This window comes from Curtobacterium sp. LFS079 (assembly GCF_047977865.1).
In the GTDB taxonomy this organism is placed as follows: domain Bacteria; phylum Actinomycetota; class Actinomycetes; order Actinomycetales; family Micrococcaceae; genus Arthrobacter.
This window is the reverse complement of sequence record NZ_JBFPFO010000008.1, coordinates 12,224-28,567: the sequence shown is the minus strand read 5'-3', so window position 1 is coordinate 28,567 and position 16,344 is coordinate 12,224. Positions and strand designations below refer to the sequence as shown.

12 protein-coding genes and 1 tRNA gene are annotated in these 16,344 nt (G+C 64.4%); 6 read left to right on the top strand and 7 right to left on the bottom strand.

Annotation, left to right across the window (positions count from 1 at the left end; all coding sequences use genetic code 11):
- Window positions 1–12: 12 nt before the first annotated feature.
- On the top strand, window positions 13–615 hold the full coding sequence (locus ACNQPB_RS13810) for a ScbR family autoregulator-binding transcription factor (RefSeq protein ID WP_498752586.1): 603 nt from the start codon (window positions 13–15) through the stop codon (window positions 613–615).
- 23 nt (window positions 616–638) lie between these two features.
- Here ACNQPB_RS13810 and ACNQPB_RS13805 read toward each other — a convergent pair whose 3' ends face one another.
- Window positions 639–1,580, bottom strand: coding sequence for a ScbA/BarX family gamma-butyrolactone biosynthesis protein (locus ACNQPB_RS13805; protein ID WP_498752584.1), 942 nt, complete (start codon window positions 1,578–1,580; stop codon window positions 639–641).
- Window positions 1,581–1,763: 183 nt separating this feature from the next.
- On the opposite strand from ACNQPB_RS13805, the gene imuA' reads away from it, so the two are divergent.
- The 5 genes from imuA' (at window position 1,764) to ACNQPB_RS13780 (ending at window position 9,832) form a co-directional block, all read left to right on the top strand.
- Complete coding sequence (gene imuA' / locus ACNQPB_RS13800) at window positions 1,764–2,432, top strand: DnaE2-dependent mutagenesis accessory factor ImuA' (RefSeq protein WP_498752583.1); 669 nt, start codon at window positions 1,764–1,766, stop codon at window positions 2,430–2,432.
- A gap of 4 nt (window positions 2,433–2,436) precedes the next feature.
- Window positions 2,437–4,026 carry a DNA polymerase Y family protein gene (locus tag ACNQPB_RS13795; RefSeq protein WP_498752581.1) on the top strand — a complete coding sequence of 530 codons (1,590 nt, stop codon included), beginning with the start codon at window positions 2,437–2,439 and terminating at the stop codon, window positions 4,024–4,026.
- 50 nt (window positions 4,027–4,076) lie between these two features.
- A complete protein-coding gene (locus ACNQPB_RS13790; protein ID WP_498752579.1) occupies window positions 4,077–7,514 on the top strand; it encodes an error-prone DNA polymerase in 3,438 nt (1,145 codons plus the stop codon).
- A gap of 162 nt (window positions 7,515–7,676) precedes the next feature.
- Complete coding sequence (locus ACNQPB_RS13785) at window positions 7,677–8,876, top strand: pyridoxal phosphate-dependent aminotransferase (RefSeq protein ID WP_498752577.1); 1,200 nt, start codon at window positions 7,677–7,679, stop codon at window positions 8,874–8,876.
- Window positions 8,873–9,832 carry a 2-hydroxyacid dehydrogenase gene (locus tag ACNQPB_RS13780; protein WP_498752575.1) on the top strand — a complete coding sequence of 320 codons (960 nt, stop codon included), beginning with the start codon at window positions 8,873–8,875 and terminating at the stop codon, window positions 9,830–9,832. Before ACNQPB_RS13785 ends, ACNQPB_RS13780 begins: the two co-directional genes overlap by 4 nt.
- An 817-nt stretch (window positions 9,833–10,649) precedes the next feature.
- On the opposite strand, the gene ACNQPB_RS13775 is transcribed toward ACNQPB_RS13780, so the two are convergent.
- From ACNQPB_RS13775 to ACNQPB_RS13750, 6 genes are all read right to left on the bottom strand, one after another.
- On the bottom strand, window positions 10,650–11,675 hold the full coding sequence (locus tag ACNQPB_RS13775; protein WP_498752574.1) for a hypothetical protein: 1,026 nt from the start codon (window positions 11,673–11,675) through the stop codon (window positions 10,650–10,652).
- Between the two features lie 317 nt (window positions 11,676–11,992).
- Entirely contained in the window at window positions 11,993–13,105 is a 1,113-nt protein-coding gene (locus ACNQPB_RS13770) for a hypothetical protein (protein ID WP_498752572.1), read from the bottom strand.
- Between the two features lie 971 nt (window positions 13,106–14,076).
- Window positions 14,077–14,310 (bottom strand): hypothetical protein, encoded by a 234-nt coding sequence (locus ACNQPB_RS13765; protein ID WP_498752570.1) that lies wholly within the window; start codon window positions 14,308–14,310, stop codon window positions 14,077–14,079.
- A 79-nt stretch (window positions 14,311–14,389) separates the two neighbouring features.
- Window positions 14,390–14,465 (bottom strand) — tRNA-Ala (locus ACNQPB_RS13760).
- Between the two features lie 156 nt (window positions 14,466–14,621).
- Window positions 14,622–15,020 (bottom strand): ribosome silencing factor, encoded by a 399-nt coding sequence (rsfS, locus tag ACNQPB_RS13755; RefSeq protein WP_498752568.1) that lies wholly within the window; start codon window positions 15,018–15,020, stop codon window positions 14,622–14,624.
- Window positions 15,021–15,080: 60 nt separating this feature from the next.
- Window positions 15,081–16,343, bottom strand: coding sequence for a hypothetical protein (locus ACNQPB_RS13750; RefSeq protein ID WP_498752567.1), 1,263 nt, complete (start codon window positions 16,341–16,343; stop codon window positions 15,081–15,083).
- Window position 16,344 lies beyond the last annotated feature (1 nt).

The window sequence follows — 16,344 nt, the reverse complement described above, 5'->3', positions numbered from 1 at the left end:
CTGGAGCTGACTATGCAACAACGAGCCAAAGCCACCCGAACGGCCGTCATCGAAGGAGCCGCTTCCATCTTCGAGGAAGTCGGATACGGGAATGCGAGCCTGAGCGATGTCACCAAGCGCGCCAACGTCACCAAAGGGGCGCTCTATTTTCATTTCAAGTCCAAGGAAGACCTCGCCTTGGCAGTCATCGCCGAACAACACAACATCGTGCGGATTGCCGGTGAGAAGATTGCGGCAGCCGGGCTTCCCGCTTTGGAAACAATGATCACGATGTGCAGGACCTTCGGGCAGCAGCTGCTCGACGAGCCGGTGGTGCGTGCAGGCATCCGCCTGACCTTCGAAGCCTCGGCATTCAACGGCGACGTGAAGGGGCCCTACCGGGACTGGATGGCCACGATGGAGTTCCTGACCCAGCAGGCCCAGCGCGAAGGGGATATCCGCGAGGACCTCGACGCAAGCGACTTCGCCCACTACCTGGTCGCCTCATTCACGGGAAGCCAGATGGTTTCCAATGTAATGACGGGCCGGCAGGATGTCCTGAAGCGGATCGATGACATGTGGGACTTCATGATGCCCGCCATCGTTCCGCGGCAGCACGGAGACCGGCAGAGCTGAGTTCCGGCCCCGGGTCCCCTGCCTCAGTTCCGGACAGCCGCCTGCATGACCATCAGGACGTCGTCGCCGTTGAGCACCTTGACTTGGAGTGAATCCTGGCCGCCCGGGCCCGGTTCCGCGGGTGCCCCGCCCTCCCCGGGGCCGGGCAGGGTGACGGCAAGCTCCACCGGATCGGCGAGCTCGGCGATTTTCACGAACTCTGCTTCAAAGCGCGAAAAGTCGGCGTCCGGGCGGCCGGTGGCAGCGCGTACGGCCTGCCTGGCGGCTTCGATCAGCAGCATTCCCGGCACATGGTCCAGCGGGTGGTCGAAGAAGATCGGATGGCTCGTGTCCACGCGCAGCGGCCAGACGGAGGGCCGGACCTCCTCCCCCAGCATGACGTTCCTGGGCGTGGAGTGGCCCACCACCGCGGCATCAAGCAGTGCACCTTCGGAGCTCGGCTGCTCAACCACGGCGGAACGGCGGAAACGTTCGTAACCGGCAGGGGTGACGATCCTGGCCCCGGCGCTGCCCCGGCCGATGGTTTCGCCCTCCACCGTGAACGTCGCATCCACGCTGAGCGACGCGGGCTTGCCGCCGCTGAGCTTTACGTCCCGGAGCTCCAGGTCCACCGAGAGCTGCGTCGGGACCGAAGGATCCAGCATCACGTCTTCCATGGATACGCCGAGCCTGGGCATCAGGAATTTATGGTCCATGGGGACGCCGCTGCGGTGGGCCAGCAGGATCACTGACTGCCGCAGCGTCTCCGCCATCAGCGCCGAATCCGGCAGCCCGTCACGGGATCCGTAAAAGACATGCCAGCGCGGCCATTGGGCCCCTGCCGCAAAACGCTCCGGTCCCGTTTGGACGAAGTCCGTGAGGAAAACTTCCGAAAGGGAAAGCTTGTGGACCAAGCCACGCTGCACGGAGGATTCGAACAGCGCTTCAGCCTGCCCCGGGCCGTTGCCCGCATTCTGCTCATCCAATTCGATGTGCCCCATATTCTCGACCCGTAAATGTCCAAATTTTATCGGTTCACCCGGTTTTTCAAACACACGGGCCCCACCTGTCCCAACACCATGCCAAGGCGAGGACGGGAACGGAACCCCTGCCCTTCCGTCAGCCCCGCGCCGATTGACGTATTCGAACATATATTCGAATATTGAAGTATGCCAGCAGCACTGCCCGATCTTCCTCCCGACCCCCTGCGCACTTCGCCGGGCGAGGACCTGCAGGCCAGGATCCACCTCATGCAGGGCAGGCGCGCACGGGAACATTCCCTGCCGGTGCTTCCGGCGCTTAAGGGAGTCCTGCCAGGAGGCCTCCGGCCCGGAGCCGTGTACTCACTGCAGGGTTCCATGTCCTTGGCCATGGCCCTGCTGGCCGGCCCGTCGCTGCAGGGTGCCTGGTGCGGAGTAATGGGACTGCCGGACTTCGGGATCGAAGCGGCGTCGGGGCTCGGCATCGCACTGGAACGGCTGGTCCTGGTTCCCGATCCCGGCGAGCGCTGGATGCAGGTGCTCGCCGCCCTGGCTGATGTCCTCCCCGTTGTCCTTGCCTGCGCCCCGGCCCGGGCAGCCCCGGCAGAAGCCGCCCGCCTGGGGGCACGGCTCCGCGAGCGCGGCTCCGTTCTCCTCGTGGCAGGGCACTGGCCGCAAAGCGAAGCAATCCTGCGGGTCAGCAGCCACGAATGGGAGGGCCTGGGCCAGGGGCACGGACACCTTGCCCGCCAGGAGCTCCGGCTCGAGGTGGCCCTTCGGGGCGCTTCCCGGACCGCCGTCGTGGACCTTACCGGAGGAGTCCCGGAAGAACCCTCCGCATACCGGATCGGGGCCTGAGCACATGCCTGGCGGAACGGTTTCACGGGTGATGGTGGCCTGGTTCCCGGACTGGCCGCTTGTTGCGGCCCGCCTGGCGGATGAGCTTCCGGCCGATGTTCCGGCGGCAGTCATTTCCCAGGGCAAGGTGGCGGCGTGTTCGGCAGAGGCCCACGGGGAGGGCGTGGTCCGGGGCCTGCGGCTCCGGGAAGCCCAGACCCGATGCACTTCGCTGGCGGTATGCCCGGCCGACCCGTTGCGGGATGCCCGGGAATTCGAGCCTGTCCTTGCCTCCCTGGAAGAGCGGAGCCCGGGGGTGCAGGTGCTGCGTCCGGGCTTGTGCGCCGTCCGGGTCCGGGGTGCCGCCCGGTATTACGGCAGCGAGGAATCAGCAGCCGGGGCCGTGCTTGACGCAGCCGATTCCCTGGGCGTTGAGGCCCGGGTGGGGGTTGCGGATTCCGTCTTTGCCGCCGTGCAGGCTGCCCGGAGCACCACCGAAAGCCTCGCGCTCCTGGTGCTGCCGCCGCAAACGTCGCAGGATTTCCTGGCCCCGTTCCCCGTGGAAGCACTGGAACAACCGAAGCTGGCCTCCTTGTTGAAACGGCTGGGCATCCACACTCTCGGCGATTTCACCCGGCTCCCCCTTTCCGATGTCCGCGCCCGCTTCGGCGAGGCCGGAGCCCTGGCCCATGCCATGGCGGGCGGCGAAGATCCCAGATCGGTGGTGCCCCGGGTTCCGCCGCGGAAGCTGGACCGGCAGGTGGATTTCGAACCCGGGCTGGACCGCATCGACCAGATCGCGTTCCAGTTGCGGGCACCTGCCGGAGAGTTCATTGCGGGGCTGCGGGAAGCAGGACTGGTGTGCACGGAACTCAGGGTCATCCTCCTGGACGACTCCGGCACGCGCACGGAGCGCCTATGGGGCCATCCCCGCCATTTCACGGCGAACGACGTCGTCGACCGCGTGCGCTGGCAGCTTCAGCCCCGTTCCGCGGACCCGTCCGGCAGCCAGAACGCGGGCGGCATCACCTCGGCGATCATCCGGGTGGAACTGGTCCCCGGCCGGATCGACTCCATTACCGGCCACGGGCAGGACCTGTTCGGGGAAGGTGCCGAGGAAAAGATCCACCACGGACTGAGCCGGCTCCAGAGCATGCTCGGGCAGGAGGCCGTGCTGGTTCCTGCCGTCTCCGGCGGCCGGGTTCTCCATGAACGGCGGTTGCTCACCCCCTGGGGCGACCCCGTTCCGCGGGAAGCTGCCATCCAGGCGGCCCGGCCCTGGCCCGGGAGCATTCCGGATCCCCAGCCTGCCACGGTCTTCGCCTCCCCTGTGCCGGTCCTTCTGCTGGATGCGTCCGGGGAGACAGTCCGCATTGACCAGCGCGGCACCTTGGTTTCCCCGCCGGCCTGGTTCTGCCCGGAAGCCGGCACCGAAAGCGGAGTGGAGCGCCGGCCGGTGGCCGAATGGACCGGCCCCTGGCCGCTGCGGCAGCGCTGGTGGGACGAGGGCCGCCGTCGTCATGCTGAACGTTTCCAAATCGTCGACGGCGACGGCGACGCCTGGCTCCTGCTCCTGACCGGAGACCGCTGGTGGGCCGAAGCCCGCTACGACTAAGGGGCTCCGTTCCCCCTGGCCCCAGCAATACCAAGCAAGAAAGACCGAACATGGGCTGGCACAATTCACCGCTCACCTGGGCACAGTTCGAGGGCACCCTCTCCGGCAGGCTCCCCGCCGGGGAACACGGGCGCAAGGGCGACGGCGGGGACAGTCCCGCCTGGTCCCGGAAACGCGGCCCCTACCATCCGCTGCCCGCCCAGGCGCGTCCCCTGGTGCAGGGATCGGTTCCCTACGCGGAACTGCATGCCCACTCGCACTACAGCTTCCTCGACGGCGCCTCCTCGCCCGAGGAACTGGTGGAGGAGGCGGTACGACTGGGCCTGCACGCCCTCGCACTCAGCGACCACGACGGTTTCTACGGAATCGTGCGGATGGCCGAAGCCGCGGAGGCCTACCAGCTGAAAACCGTGTTCGGCAGCGAGCTCTCCCTCGGCCTGGGCAAGCCCCAGCAGGGCGAAGCCGATCCCGAAGGCGAACACCTCCTGGTCCTCGCCCGCGGGGAGGAAGGCTACCACCGGCTGGCCTCCGCCCTGACCGCGGCCCATCTGGCTCCCGGTGCGGAGAAGGGCAAACCTGTCTACGACCTCGATTCCCTGGCCGGAACACTCCACGGGCATTGCCTGGTCCTGACCGGCTGCCGCAAGGGAGCGGTGCGCCGGGCGCTGCTGTCCGAAGGCGAACGGGCCGCAGCCCGGGAACTGGATGCCTTGCTGGACCGCTTCGGGCACGGGAATGTGGTGGTGGAGCTTTTCGACCACGGCAACCCGCTGGACACGGACCACAACGATGCCCTTGCCCGGATCGCGGCGCGGGCCCGGGTTCCCCTGGTGGCCAGCAACGCCGTGCACTACGCAGCGCCCGGACAGTACCCCGTGGCCACGGCGCTCGCCGCGGTCAGGGCACGGCGGAGCCTGGACGAGCTGGATGCCTGGCTCCCGGCCAGTTCCGGCGCTCACCTGCGCAGCGGAGCCGAGATGGCCGCGCGCTTCGCCCGCTACCCGGGCGCCGTGGAGCGCACCGTGGAACTGGCCGACGAGCTCGCTTTCCAGCTGCGGGCCGCGCGGCCGAGACTTCCGAAGCTCGATGTCCCCCCGGGGCACACCCCCATCTCCTGGCTCCGGGAACTCGTCCGGCAAGGGGTCGCGGCGAAGTATCCGGGCGCCAGGGAGGATGTCCATGCCCGGATCGAAAAGGAACTTGCCGTGATCGAGGCGAAGGATTTCCCCGGCTACTTCCTGATCGTCCATGACATCGTGCAGTTCGCCCGGTCCCGCGGCATCCTCTGCCAGGGCCGTGGTTCGGCGGCGAATTCCGCCGTCTGCTTCGCCTTGGGGATCACCGCCGTCGACAGCATCTTCTACAAGCTGCCGTTCGAACGGTTCCTCTCAAGCCTCCGGGAGGAGGAGCCGGACATCGACGTCGACTTCGATTCCGACCGCCGGGAGGAAGTCATCCAGTACGTCTACGGCAAGTACGGGCGGTTCAACGCGGCGCAGGTGGCCAACGTCATCAGCTACCGGCCGAAGAACGCCGTCCGGGACATGGCCAAGGCGCTGGGCTACAGCCAGGGCCAGCAGGACGCATGGTCCAAGCGGATCGACCGCTGGAACGGCGTCGAGGAAGGCAAGGAGGACGGCATCCCGGAGCCCGTCCTGGAACTGGCCGAACGGATCATGGGCTTCCCGCGGCACCTGGGCATCCACTCGGGCGGGATGGTCCTGACGGAACGGCCCGTTGGCGAAGTGGTGCCGATCGAGCATGCCCGGATGGAGGACCGCACGGTGCTGCAGTGGGACAAGGACGACTGCGAATGGATGGGCCTGGTCAAGTTCGACCTCCTGGGTCTGGGGATGCTCGCGGCCCTGCAGTACTGCTTCGATCTGGTCGCGGACAATTTCGGGGAGCACTGGAAAATTGAGACCATCCCCAAGGAAGAGCCGGCGGTGTACGACATGCTGTGCCGGGCCGATTCGATCGGGGTGTTCCAGGTGGAATCCCGCGCCCAGATCAGCACGCTGCCCCGGCTGAAGCCGCGGGAGTACTACGACCTCGTGGTGGAGATCGCCCTGATCCGCCCCGGCCCGGTTCAGGGTGGCGCGGTGCATCCCTACATCCGCCGCCGCTCAGGGGAAGAGGCCGTCACCTACCTTCACCCCCTGCTGGAACCGGTGCTGGAACGGACGAAGGGTGTCCCCTTGTTCCAGGAGCAGCTCATGCAGATGGCCGTCGCCGTCGGAGGCTGTACCGCGGAAGACGCCGACCTGCTGCGCCGGGCGATGGGCTCCAAGCGCGGGGTGGAAAGGATCGAGTCCCTCAAGGCCAAGTTGTACGCCGGGATGGCGGCCAACGGGATCAGCAAGGACGACGCCGACCAGATCTACGCCAAGATCGAAGCCTTCGCCAACTTCGGTTTCGCCGAATCGCACTCGCTCAGTTTCGCGGTGCTGGTCTACGCGAGTTCCTGGCTGAAGCTGCACTATCCCGGGGCATTCCTTGCGGCATTGCTCCGGGCCCAGCCCATGGGCTTCTACTCACCGCAGAGCCTGGTGGCCGATGCCCGCCGGCACGGGGTCAGGGTGCTCCGGCCGGATATCCTCCGTTCCCGGGCCGAAGCGACGCTTGAACCTCTCGAAGAGAACGACGGCGGCCCGGAATCAGGCGCGCCCGCCGCCTCCCGCCGCGGCGGGATGGATTCCTGCCTGCTTGCCACGCAGCCCGAGCCCGGACCGTTCCGCCCGGAACTGCCGGCAGAAGACCACCTGCACCGCAGGGACGGCTCCCATGCCGTGCGCCTCGGCCTGGACGGGGTGACGAACATCGGAGCCGACGTGGCCAAACGGATCGTTGCAGAGCGGGAGGAGAACGGCCCTTACCGGGACATGGCGGACCTCTCCCGCCGTGCGGTTCTCAGCTCCGAACAACTGGAAGCGCTCGCCTCCTCCGGTGCCCTCGATTCCCTGGGGCTGAGCCGCCGCGAAGCTCTGTGGCAGGCGGGCAGCGCGGCTTTGGAACGGCAGGGACAGCTGCCGGGAACGCAGGTGCCTGTCCAGTTGCCGCTGTTGCCCGAACTATCGCCGCAGGAGAGTGTCATCCAGGATCTCTGGTCCACCGGGGTCAGCACCGATGACCACCCCATGCGGCATGTGCGCGGCAGCCTGGAGCAACGCGGGGTGCTGCGGATCGACAGCCTTGCCGAAGTTGCCTCCGGCACGCGGATCGAAGCCGCAGGGCTCGTCACGCACCGGCAACGGCCCCAGACCGCGCAGGGCATCACCTTCGTCAACCTCGAGGACGAAAGCGGCATCCTCAACGTGATCTGCAGCGTGGGGCTCTGGAAGCGGCACCGCCGGGTGGCGCGGGAAGCAGTGGCCCTGGTGGTGCGCGGCTTCCTGGAGCGCTCGCCGGACGGCGTAACCAACCTGGTGGCGGACCGGCTGGAAGCCCTTGGCCTGCCGGCCGCGCCCAGGTCGCGGGATTTCAGGTAATACCCTTTCCAGCCAGTGGACGGTACCCGAACGCACGGATTGGCTGGAGCCACAACCATAGCTACGTGTGACATTGATCATATCGAAATCTGATATATTAGTTACATACTAGATGTGGATCCTCCGGAGGATCGATCGTCAACTCGAAGAGGAGTGAACAGCATGCAGCAACTCGCGCAACGGCTCGAACGCCTGGGCACCGAAACCGCCTTCAGCGTCGCGCAGGCCGCAGCCGCTTGGAAGGCGAAGGGGAACCTGGTGTACCCCTTCCATCTCGGCGATATCAACATCCCCACCGCCCCGAACATCGTGGAAGCGATGAACCGGGCAATCGCCGACGGCTACACCGGCTACTGCCCCGGACCCGGCATCCCGCAGCTGCGCGAAGCCCTTGCCGAGGACCTCGGCTCCCGCCGCGGCATCGAGTTCACCCCCGAGAACGTGGTGGTGATGACCGGCGGCAAGCCCGTGATCACGAAGTTCCTGCAGGCGGTCATGAACCCCGGACAGGAAGTGCTCTACCCCAACCCCGGCTTCCCGATCTACGAATCGCAGATCGAGTACCTCGGCGGCACTGCGGTGCCCTACCGCTACCTCCCCACGAGCGAGGGTTTCGCGATCGACATCGACCAGGTGCGCGCGTCGATCACCGCGAACACGGTCGCCATCATCTACAACGACCTGCAGAACCCCATCTCGGCTGAGTCCACCGCGGCCGAGCGCGAGGCCATCGCCCAGCTCGCCCAGGAACACGATCTCTGGGTCCTCTCCGACGAGGCCTACTTCGAGACCCGCTACGAGGGTGTCTCGAGCTCGATCGCATCGCTCCCGGGCATGGCCGAACGTACCGTCATCCTCTACACGTTCAGCAAGAAGTTCGCCATGACCGGCTCCCGCCTGGGCTGCGCCGTCGCGCCGGTCGAGATCGCCAAGGTGCTCAGCACGCTGAACACCAACGACGAGTCCTGCACCACGCACTACGTGCAATGGGCAGGCATCGAAGCGCTCCGGGGTCCCCAGGACTCCGTGCAGAACATGCTGGACATCCTGCGCGAACGCCGGGACGCAACATGCAAGCTCGTGAACGACATCCCCGGCATGCACGTCGCCGTGCCGCAGTCGACCTTCTACCTGTTCCCCGACGTCACCGAGGTGATGGATCGCCTGGGCTACACGGCGGTCGGCGACTTCGCCACTGACGCCCTCTACAACACCGGCGTCTCCTTCTGCACGCGCGAGCACTTCGGACGGCGCCAGCCCGGCGAGGAGCGGCAGTACATCCGCCTCGCCTACTCAGGCATCGACGTCGACAACATCCTCGACGGCCTCGGCCGCCTGCGCCAGTGGATCGAGTCCGCATGAGCCGGGTTGTCGTCACGGGACGGGTGCCCGAAGCCGCGATCGAAAAGCTTCGCGCCGAACACGAGGTCGATGCCTGGGCCGGACCGGAGTCCATCAGCCGCGAGGAGCTCCTGCGCCGGGTAGCCGGCGCAGACGCCATCGTGAGCCTGCTCACCGAACGCATTGACGCCGAACTGCTCGACGCCGCCGGCCCGCAGCTCAAGGTCGTCTCCAACGTCGCCGTCGGCTATGACAACATCGACGTGCCGGCCTGTACCGCACGCGGTGTCGTCGCCACCAACACGCCCGGCGTGCTCACCGAGGCGACGGCGGACATCGCGTTCGGGCTCATCCTCATGGCCACCCGCCGGCTCGGTGAGGGCGAACGGCTCATCCGCGCCGGCCAGGCCTGGAAATGGGGCATGTTCTTCCTGCTCGGGTCCAGCCTGCAGGGCAAGACCCTCGGCGTCGTCGGCATGGGCGGCATCGGCCAGGCGACCGCACGCCGGGCCAAGGCCTTCGGCATGGAGATCGTCTACCAGTCCCGCAGCGAGATCGACCCCGCGATCGCCGCGGAACTGGGCGCCCGCCGCGTCGATCTCGACGAACTGCTGACTGTTTCCGACGTCATTTCGCTGCACTGCCCGTACGGACCCGCCACGCACCACCTGATCGGCGCAGAACAACTCGCGGCGATGAAGAGCACGACCTACCTCGTCAACACGGCACGCGGACCCATCATCGACGAAGCAGCCCTCGCCGCCGCCCTCCGCGACGGAGTCATCGCCGGTGCCGGGCTGGACGTCTTCGAGCAGGAGCCCCAGGTCCACCCGGACCTGCTCGAGCTGGAGAACGTGGCACTCGTGCCGCACCTCGGCTCTGCCACCGTCGAAACGCGCACCGCCATGGCAGTGCTCGCCGCCGACAACACGCTCGCCGTGCTCCGCGGCGAACAGCCGCCCACGCCGATCGGTTAGCCCGGTCCAGCCTTCGCCCCACGCTGCGTGAAGAAACAAGTACGAGCCCCGTCCCGAAGGACGGGGCTCGTACTCGTTAACTTGATAGGCCATGGCCGGCCGCATCGAAACGTTTCGGCTTCGAGTTATCCCGCTGCGCACGCCGCAAAGATATGAACTACGTTGTGCTGCAGGTCATCCTCAAGGAAAAAATCTGGGGAACCGGATCCGGAAACCCTGCCGAATTGGAAAAGGCGCTCCATGCCCAAGCTGCTCTCGGTTACCGGCTCCACAGCGTTACCAGGAAGCAAAGGGATGGGCGGAGGCGACCGCTTCCAGGCAACAATGGTGTTCGAGCGGTTGTAGCAGCAAGGGAGAACGACGGCCACAGCAATCGGCGCCTTGGAGCCCGCCCTCCGGAAACCAAGAAATCCCGCGGATTCGATCCGCGGGACTTCATTGTGGTGGGCGTCCTAGAAACTACTCGAAACCAAGTAGCGAGGTTGTCAATCTTCATTCCTTGATAAGAAGGGTTCCAAGCCAAGCTTCCGATAGAGCCGTCACTCCCCCGCCGATTCCCGCAGATGAAGCCCGAGGAGGTCCAGCAGCTGGTCGCGTATAACAAAGCGGGGATGGGCATCAAAGAGCTCGCCCGAATGTACGAGATTGGCTCGAGTTTCGGCGATCCCTCAGAATATTGATATGCCGCGGGCACCGCCAAAAGCGAGCCGAGTGCTACCGCATCCTGGTGGGCCGGTCTTCCGTTTCAGAGTCGGCATGGCCGCATCGTACTAACCAACCCGGACATCAATTTGCTTCAGACGCGCGGCCAGCAGCCTCATCCTCCTGACGGAGACAACGTAGACCACCCGGAGCTCGAGGTTGAACCAGGGGTAGCCCCTGCTGAGGGAGTCGCGGCGGTCGGCTCACCCTTAGCCATTGACGCTGGTTCAACGGCGCGGTCGCTGAACACGACCCAGTCGTCAATCACGGCGATCGGGTATCGTGCCGCAACATTAACAATGGTCTTTCCTGTGGCAACGTCCACGACAGGACTTTGGTCAGTAGTTTGCAAATATAGCTTTCCATTGTAGAACCCAAGAGCCCGCGCCTGAAGTTTCGATGCCTTATCCTTCCCCAGTTGCCACTTGACCGTTCCCGTGGCCAACTCGGCGACCTGGATAGCTCCGTCCACGTCAGTGACTATGAATCTGCGTTCGGGGTCGACCATGAGAGGTTTGCCGGCTGCTTTCACTACCGTCCCGGTTTGGAAATCAACGTACCGAGGCGCTGTCTTCCCCGAGAACCGCAAAAGGCTGCCCAGCTCCGTGCTCCCCCTGGCCTCCGTACACCATTCAGGCCATACGTCGACCGTCTGTACCGTGAAGACATCTCGTCCTGTCGCAACGTCGACCCCGGTAGCCTTCGCGCATGACTGATTCATATAGGTGCCGTTGCCGTCACTCCACATAGCAACTGTCCCGAGAGCTGCTTGATAGAACGTCCCGCCGCGCTCCCAGACTCGCGCGCCGGTCAGAGCGTCATACCCTCTCGTGATGCCGTCCTCCCCTGATGGCAGGCTTACGGCCATCACGTTCGACATTGAACCGGACAGCGGGGTGTCATTTGAGGTGCTCGTGTCCAGACTCTGCACCTCTGTGTCCTTCAAAACGCTCAGGTTCACTGGGTCGACTGCCACGACATCGGTTTTGTACTTCTGCTCATCTAAACCTGTAGCCGGCTGTCGGTACTCGATGACCGCGCCGATCAGCGGTCGAGCCGCTGAGCCAATGCTCGTGTACACCTGTCCGGTAATCTCCCTGCCAGGGAAGAGCTTCTTCGCTGAGACTTGAACCTTGCCCAAGGTCGGAAACGTGAGATCTGCTTCGCCGCGGACCCATGGTCGTCCATTGTCAATGAACACATGGTTCACGAAGAAGTGCCCTACAACATCGTTCCCTGGGTCAGAGGCCAGTACGGTGGCAGTCGCTGTGGGGGACGGGGTTGGCTCTTTCGTCGGCGCCTGGGTGTCCGTGGCCGTACTGGCTCCCTGCGTGGGAGTGGCGACCGGAGCGGAAGTGGTTGTGGATGCCTGCTGACATCCGCTGCCGACGATCGCAAAGGCAATGGCAACGCCTGCGAGAAGTGCCCGCGATGACCGGGGAGCGGGCGAAGACCCTCTCATGGCTTTACCGAGCCATCAAGGAGAATGGATGCGCTGCCAGCGTTCAGAACAGGGTCCTCAGAACCGGTTGAATCGGACTGCGCAGTTAATACATACGCTGCAAGATCCTGCTTGGCCCCTTCCGGGTATCGTGGAGAAATCCAGTTCTTAAGGACGACTGAGTAGGAATTCGCGTCTCTGAAGTCTGAGGTTTCGGCGTACTTGACTCCCATCGATGCGCCTGATGTCGCGTCGGCAGAGTCGGAGCACTTCGTACCGCTGTCGGAGAAGTTCGATTCAAGGTAGGCGGTGGTCACCGGAGTGGCCCCCTTGACGATGCTGAGGCTCCACTTGGCTGCGGTGGGAATCGTGTCTCGGCCGGCCGTGGTGTTCGCCATGAAAAGAGTCAGCGGGATAACCGCATCCGTCGTTGGATCGAAGCCGCAAGCAGACCCCGGAGAATAGGTCGGAATCGGCTTGTTGTCCATTGAAGTTCCGCCACCAAGTACCTGCACATCTGATCCAGTCTTAGGTGATCCAATGGCTATCGAGGAACGCCAGGTGAATCCGAGCTTGGTCTCACTGCCCCACGAAGCATACGAAGTGATGCCCTTGAGTTCATTGGAAAGGCGGACCATGTTTTGAGCTCCAAAGTCCCTACAGGCCCTTACGAGATTCTCAGCTGTGGTCAACGCCGGATCCATTCCCCAGTATTGCTCTTGCCTCAGAGCCGGGATCCACGTCTGCTGCTGGACTGATGTGAGCTTCAGGAAGCGGTTGCAGTTGGGATCCGTCGCCGAGTTGTCGATGTCCGAAAGCGACTGCCCGTTGCCTGATTGGCCCGGGCACTGCGTGTCGTAGACCTTGCTCGCTGGCGTATCCGTGAGCCCCGCCTCACCGTATACCTTCAGGGTCTTCCCCTTGAACACCTCATCACGTTGTGCCGCAGTAAGCTTGAGATAGTCGACGCACGTGCCAGGCGCCGCATTGGACGGCGTCGCCCCAGCCCCACTGCTTGCACCATCCGAAGACGGCGCGCAAGCAGAAACAAGGCCGGCCAAAACTCCAGCCGCGAGCAGACATGAAAAGATCCTTCGATGTGCTTGCACTTTCCCCCACTTATCAAGCATTCAATTACAGATATTCAGATAAGGCAGAGACAGCATGGGCGAGGCTTACCATCCTCCATATATTCCGCCTCAGGCCATCATCAAACAGATGCCCGTCCAAACTTGTCGTCGCAACAGAGATCGATGTGTGCCAATGCAGCTATCTCCCGCACCAGGATCCTCCTAGTATCGGTCCGAGATTGCCAGTGACTCGGAGGATTGTCAACGGCATCTGTTCCCGCGAAAGCCGCAGCATCGCATGCAGATGAAAAGCGTGCCGTGATCTCTCACTTTTCTGAAACATTCGCATTCAAAAAGGTCGGCGCCTACCCAGACTCGAGATATCTCCGTGTTGCCATCTACCACGCGGCACTTCACATTGATCACTCTGCGCCGTTAGAGACAAGCAGAAGCCCGGATCTGACCGCGCGCCCACTTCTCATCAGGGAATTAGCAAGCACCGACCATCTTCCTGCGCAGGAAGGAGCACTCGTAACACGCCGCCTATTTTCGCAACAGGCATTGTGGTGCACAGCTTTGTTGCTCGATGATTGCCGCAAGAACGATATCAACATGAACCTCATTGGAAACAACATTTCTGAGACTTGCCTATGGCCTCGATAGCCAGCCGGACTCAGTGAACGCCTACCTACAGGTAACAACACCCCAGTGACCTCACGGAAATCTCACCCGAGCACTCGCAAAAACTTGACGATGCGTACGAACGTAAAGTGCGACGACGCCGAGAACGATCGCGAGAGTGGAGAAAAATCAAACATGGTGGGCCCGTTAGGATCCCAGCAAGCGGAATCACCGCAGAGACTGCAGCGGGTAGCGCGATGAGTCCAAAAATGAAGGCAGACAGCGCATAGTCTTTGGTTTCATTCTCAACTTGAAATGACTTCACGAAGCAGACCCCCTGAGCCATGTCGCATCCGGGAACGCCATAAGCAGGATGATCAAAGCTTGGCGCATGGCCAGCAGCACTACATCTAGTCCAGCAGGGCGACGGCGCCGACTACCGCGACTCCGAGCGCCCCGATCTTGGACCACACACGTGCAGTGGCGGCAATGATGGTCGCGACGATGCCGGCCAGGTTGCTGTCGCTCTTGCCGCGCTCGCTGCCACAGCACAGGGCTATCAGGCCCTTAGGGATGGAAGAAGCACTTGAGCGAACCCGCGACTCCCACAAGATCTCCACCGACACGAAAAAGGGAACCGCCAAATCTGACGGTTCCCTTCAGTGCTCGTTCAGGACCTATTCAGAGGCATTTGTCATGCCAATTTTTCGAATAAGACCACTGTGGTGGAGGTAAGGGGATTCGAACCCCTGACCTTCTGCATGCCATGCAGACGCGCTACCAACTGCGCCATACCCCCATATTTTCGCTGCTCCCTCAACGCAGAAAGACTTGGGAAAAGTCTCTCCCGCCCTGCCTTTCGGCGAAGCAACTCCAATATCTTAGAACAGCCTTTCCGAAAATTCCAAATCGGGCATACTTTGGCCGTTCCGCCCCGTCATTCCGGGGTTCGGGTTCAGGCGCCTTCCTGAAGGGCAGGCGTGCCGCGGTCCTTGCCGTTGAGCTCAAGGTCCACCACCGGGCAGTCCTTCCAGAGGCGCTCCAAGGCGTAGAACACCCGGTCTTCGCTGTGCTGGACGTGCACCACGATGTCCGCGTAGTCCAGGAGGACCCAGCGGCCTTCGGAACGGCCCTCGCGGCGCACGGGCCGCAGGTCCTGCTTGAGCAGTTCCTCTTCGATGCCGTCGACGATGGCGTTGACCTGGCGCTCGGTGGGCGCGGAGGCGATCAGGAACACGTCGGTGAGGGCGAGGCGTTCGCTGACGTCCAGGGCAACGATGTCCTCGGCGAGCTTGTCGGCTGCCGCGCGGGCGGCATGGCGGGCCAAGACGATGGATGATTCATGTGCAGTCACGGGACTCCTTGTGTGGTGTTCAATAGGGTGCAGGCAGGCGCCTGCCAACGTTTTGGGAACTCAGTGGGACATACCGCCGGCGAGAAACACAATGCCGGCGATGACGGCGGCAGCGGCGATGACGGCCAGGCAAAGGATCAGCAGCTGCTGGCGGCGTGCCCGGGCCAAGCCGGCGGTTGCGGCGTCGAGCGGTTCGAGGCCATAGGCATTGCGTGCGGAGACGGGCGCTGCCGGCGACCCGTCCCCGGAGTCGACGACGGCGTCCCCCGCCGTGCGCATCCGTCCCGCCTTTGCGGCGGCTTCGGCGCGGGCCAAGACCGAAGCCCGGCCCCGCTTGCGCTGCTTCGCGGCTGATACCTGTTCCTTGTCCAGTTTCGGTCCAGCGGAAGTGACCAACGGGACGAAGCTGGTTGCCGGAGCCTTCATCATGGGCCGGTCGACGCCGGGAACCTTGATGAACTCAAGCGGCGTCACCATGGCCAGGTTGTTCGCCGTTGCCGGACCTGTCTTGAGCGTTGCGGGACGCCCTGCCTGTTCGGCGAGCTTCTGCTTGGCTTCGGCACGCTTGTTGAGGATGGCCTCACGCTCGGCCTGGGCAATCTGCCGGGCGAGGGCCTGCTGGTCCTCGGCGGCGTCTGCCCCAGCCTGCGCTTCAGCCGCCGCCCGGGAGGTGTCCTCCAGCGAGGCGATATGTTCAACCTTGTTGGCCTGGTTGCGGGCCTGGGCGGTCAGCAGTTCGCGGGCGGCAAGCGCCTGCTCCACGGACATCTCCGGTTTCTTCGCGGAAGCTTCCGGGACTGGAACCGGGGGCCCGGCAGTGACCCGGATGGCGCCGTCGGGAGCGGTGCGGAACGGACCTGCCTGCGCAGGCTTCCCGTCGTCGCCGGCCGGAACAGCGCCCGGCACAACCGGGATCGCTGTGGCCGGCGCGTCGGCAGAAGGTGCCGCCGCGGCTGGAGCGATCACCGGGATCATTGACGTACCCGGAGCCAGTTCCTCCTGGAGCTGGTGGAGCCTGAGCTGCCTGCGCGTGGGTGGGCCGCCCTTGGACAGCTGCCCTTCCTTGTCCGCGAGTTCCTTGATGGCCCGCAGCGCCGCGCGATCTCTCGCCCGGATCTGAGACGAACGCTCCGCGCTGGTCGGCGCGTCCAAAGGAACGTCGGCGACCCGCCGGACGCGTTTGGTTTCAGGGCCGGACTTCTTCGGAGCCTCGGCGGCTGCGCCCTCGGTGGCCGGACTGGCCGGCGCCGTTTGTTCCAGGTGCTGTTCCCGGGCTCGACGAAGCTCACGCCGGCTAGGGATGGGGGGCTGTTCCTGGCTCATT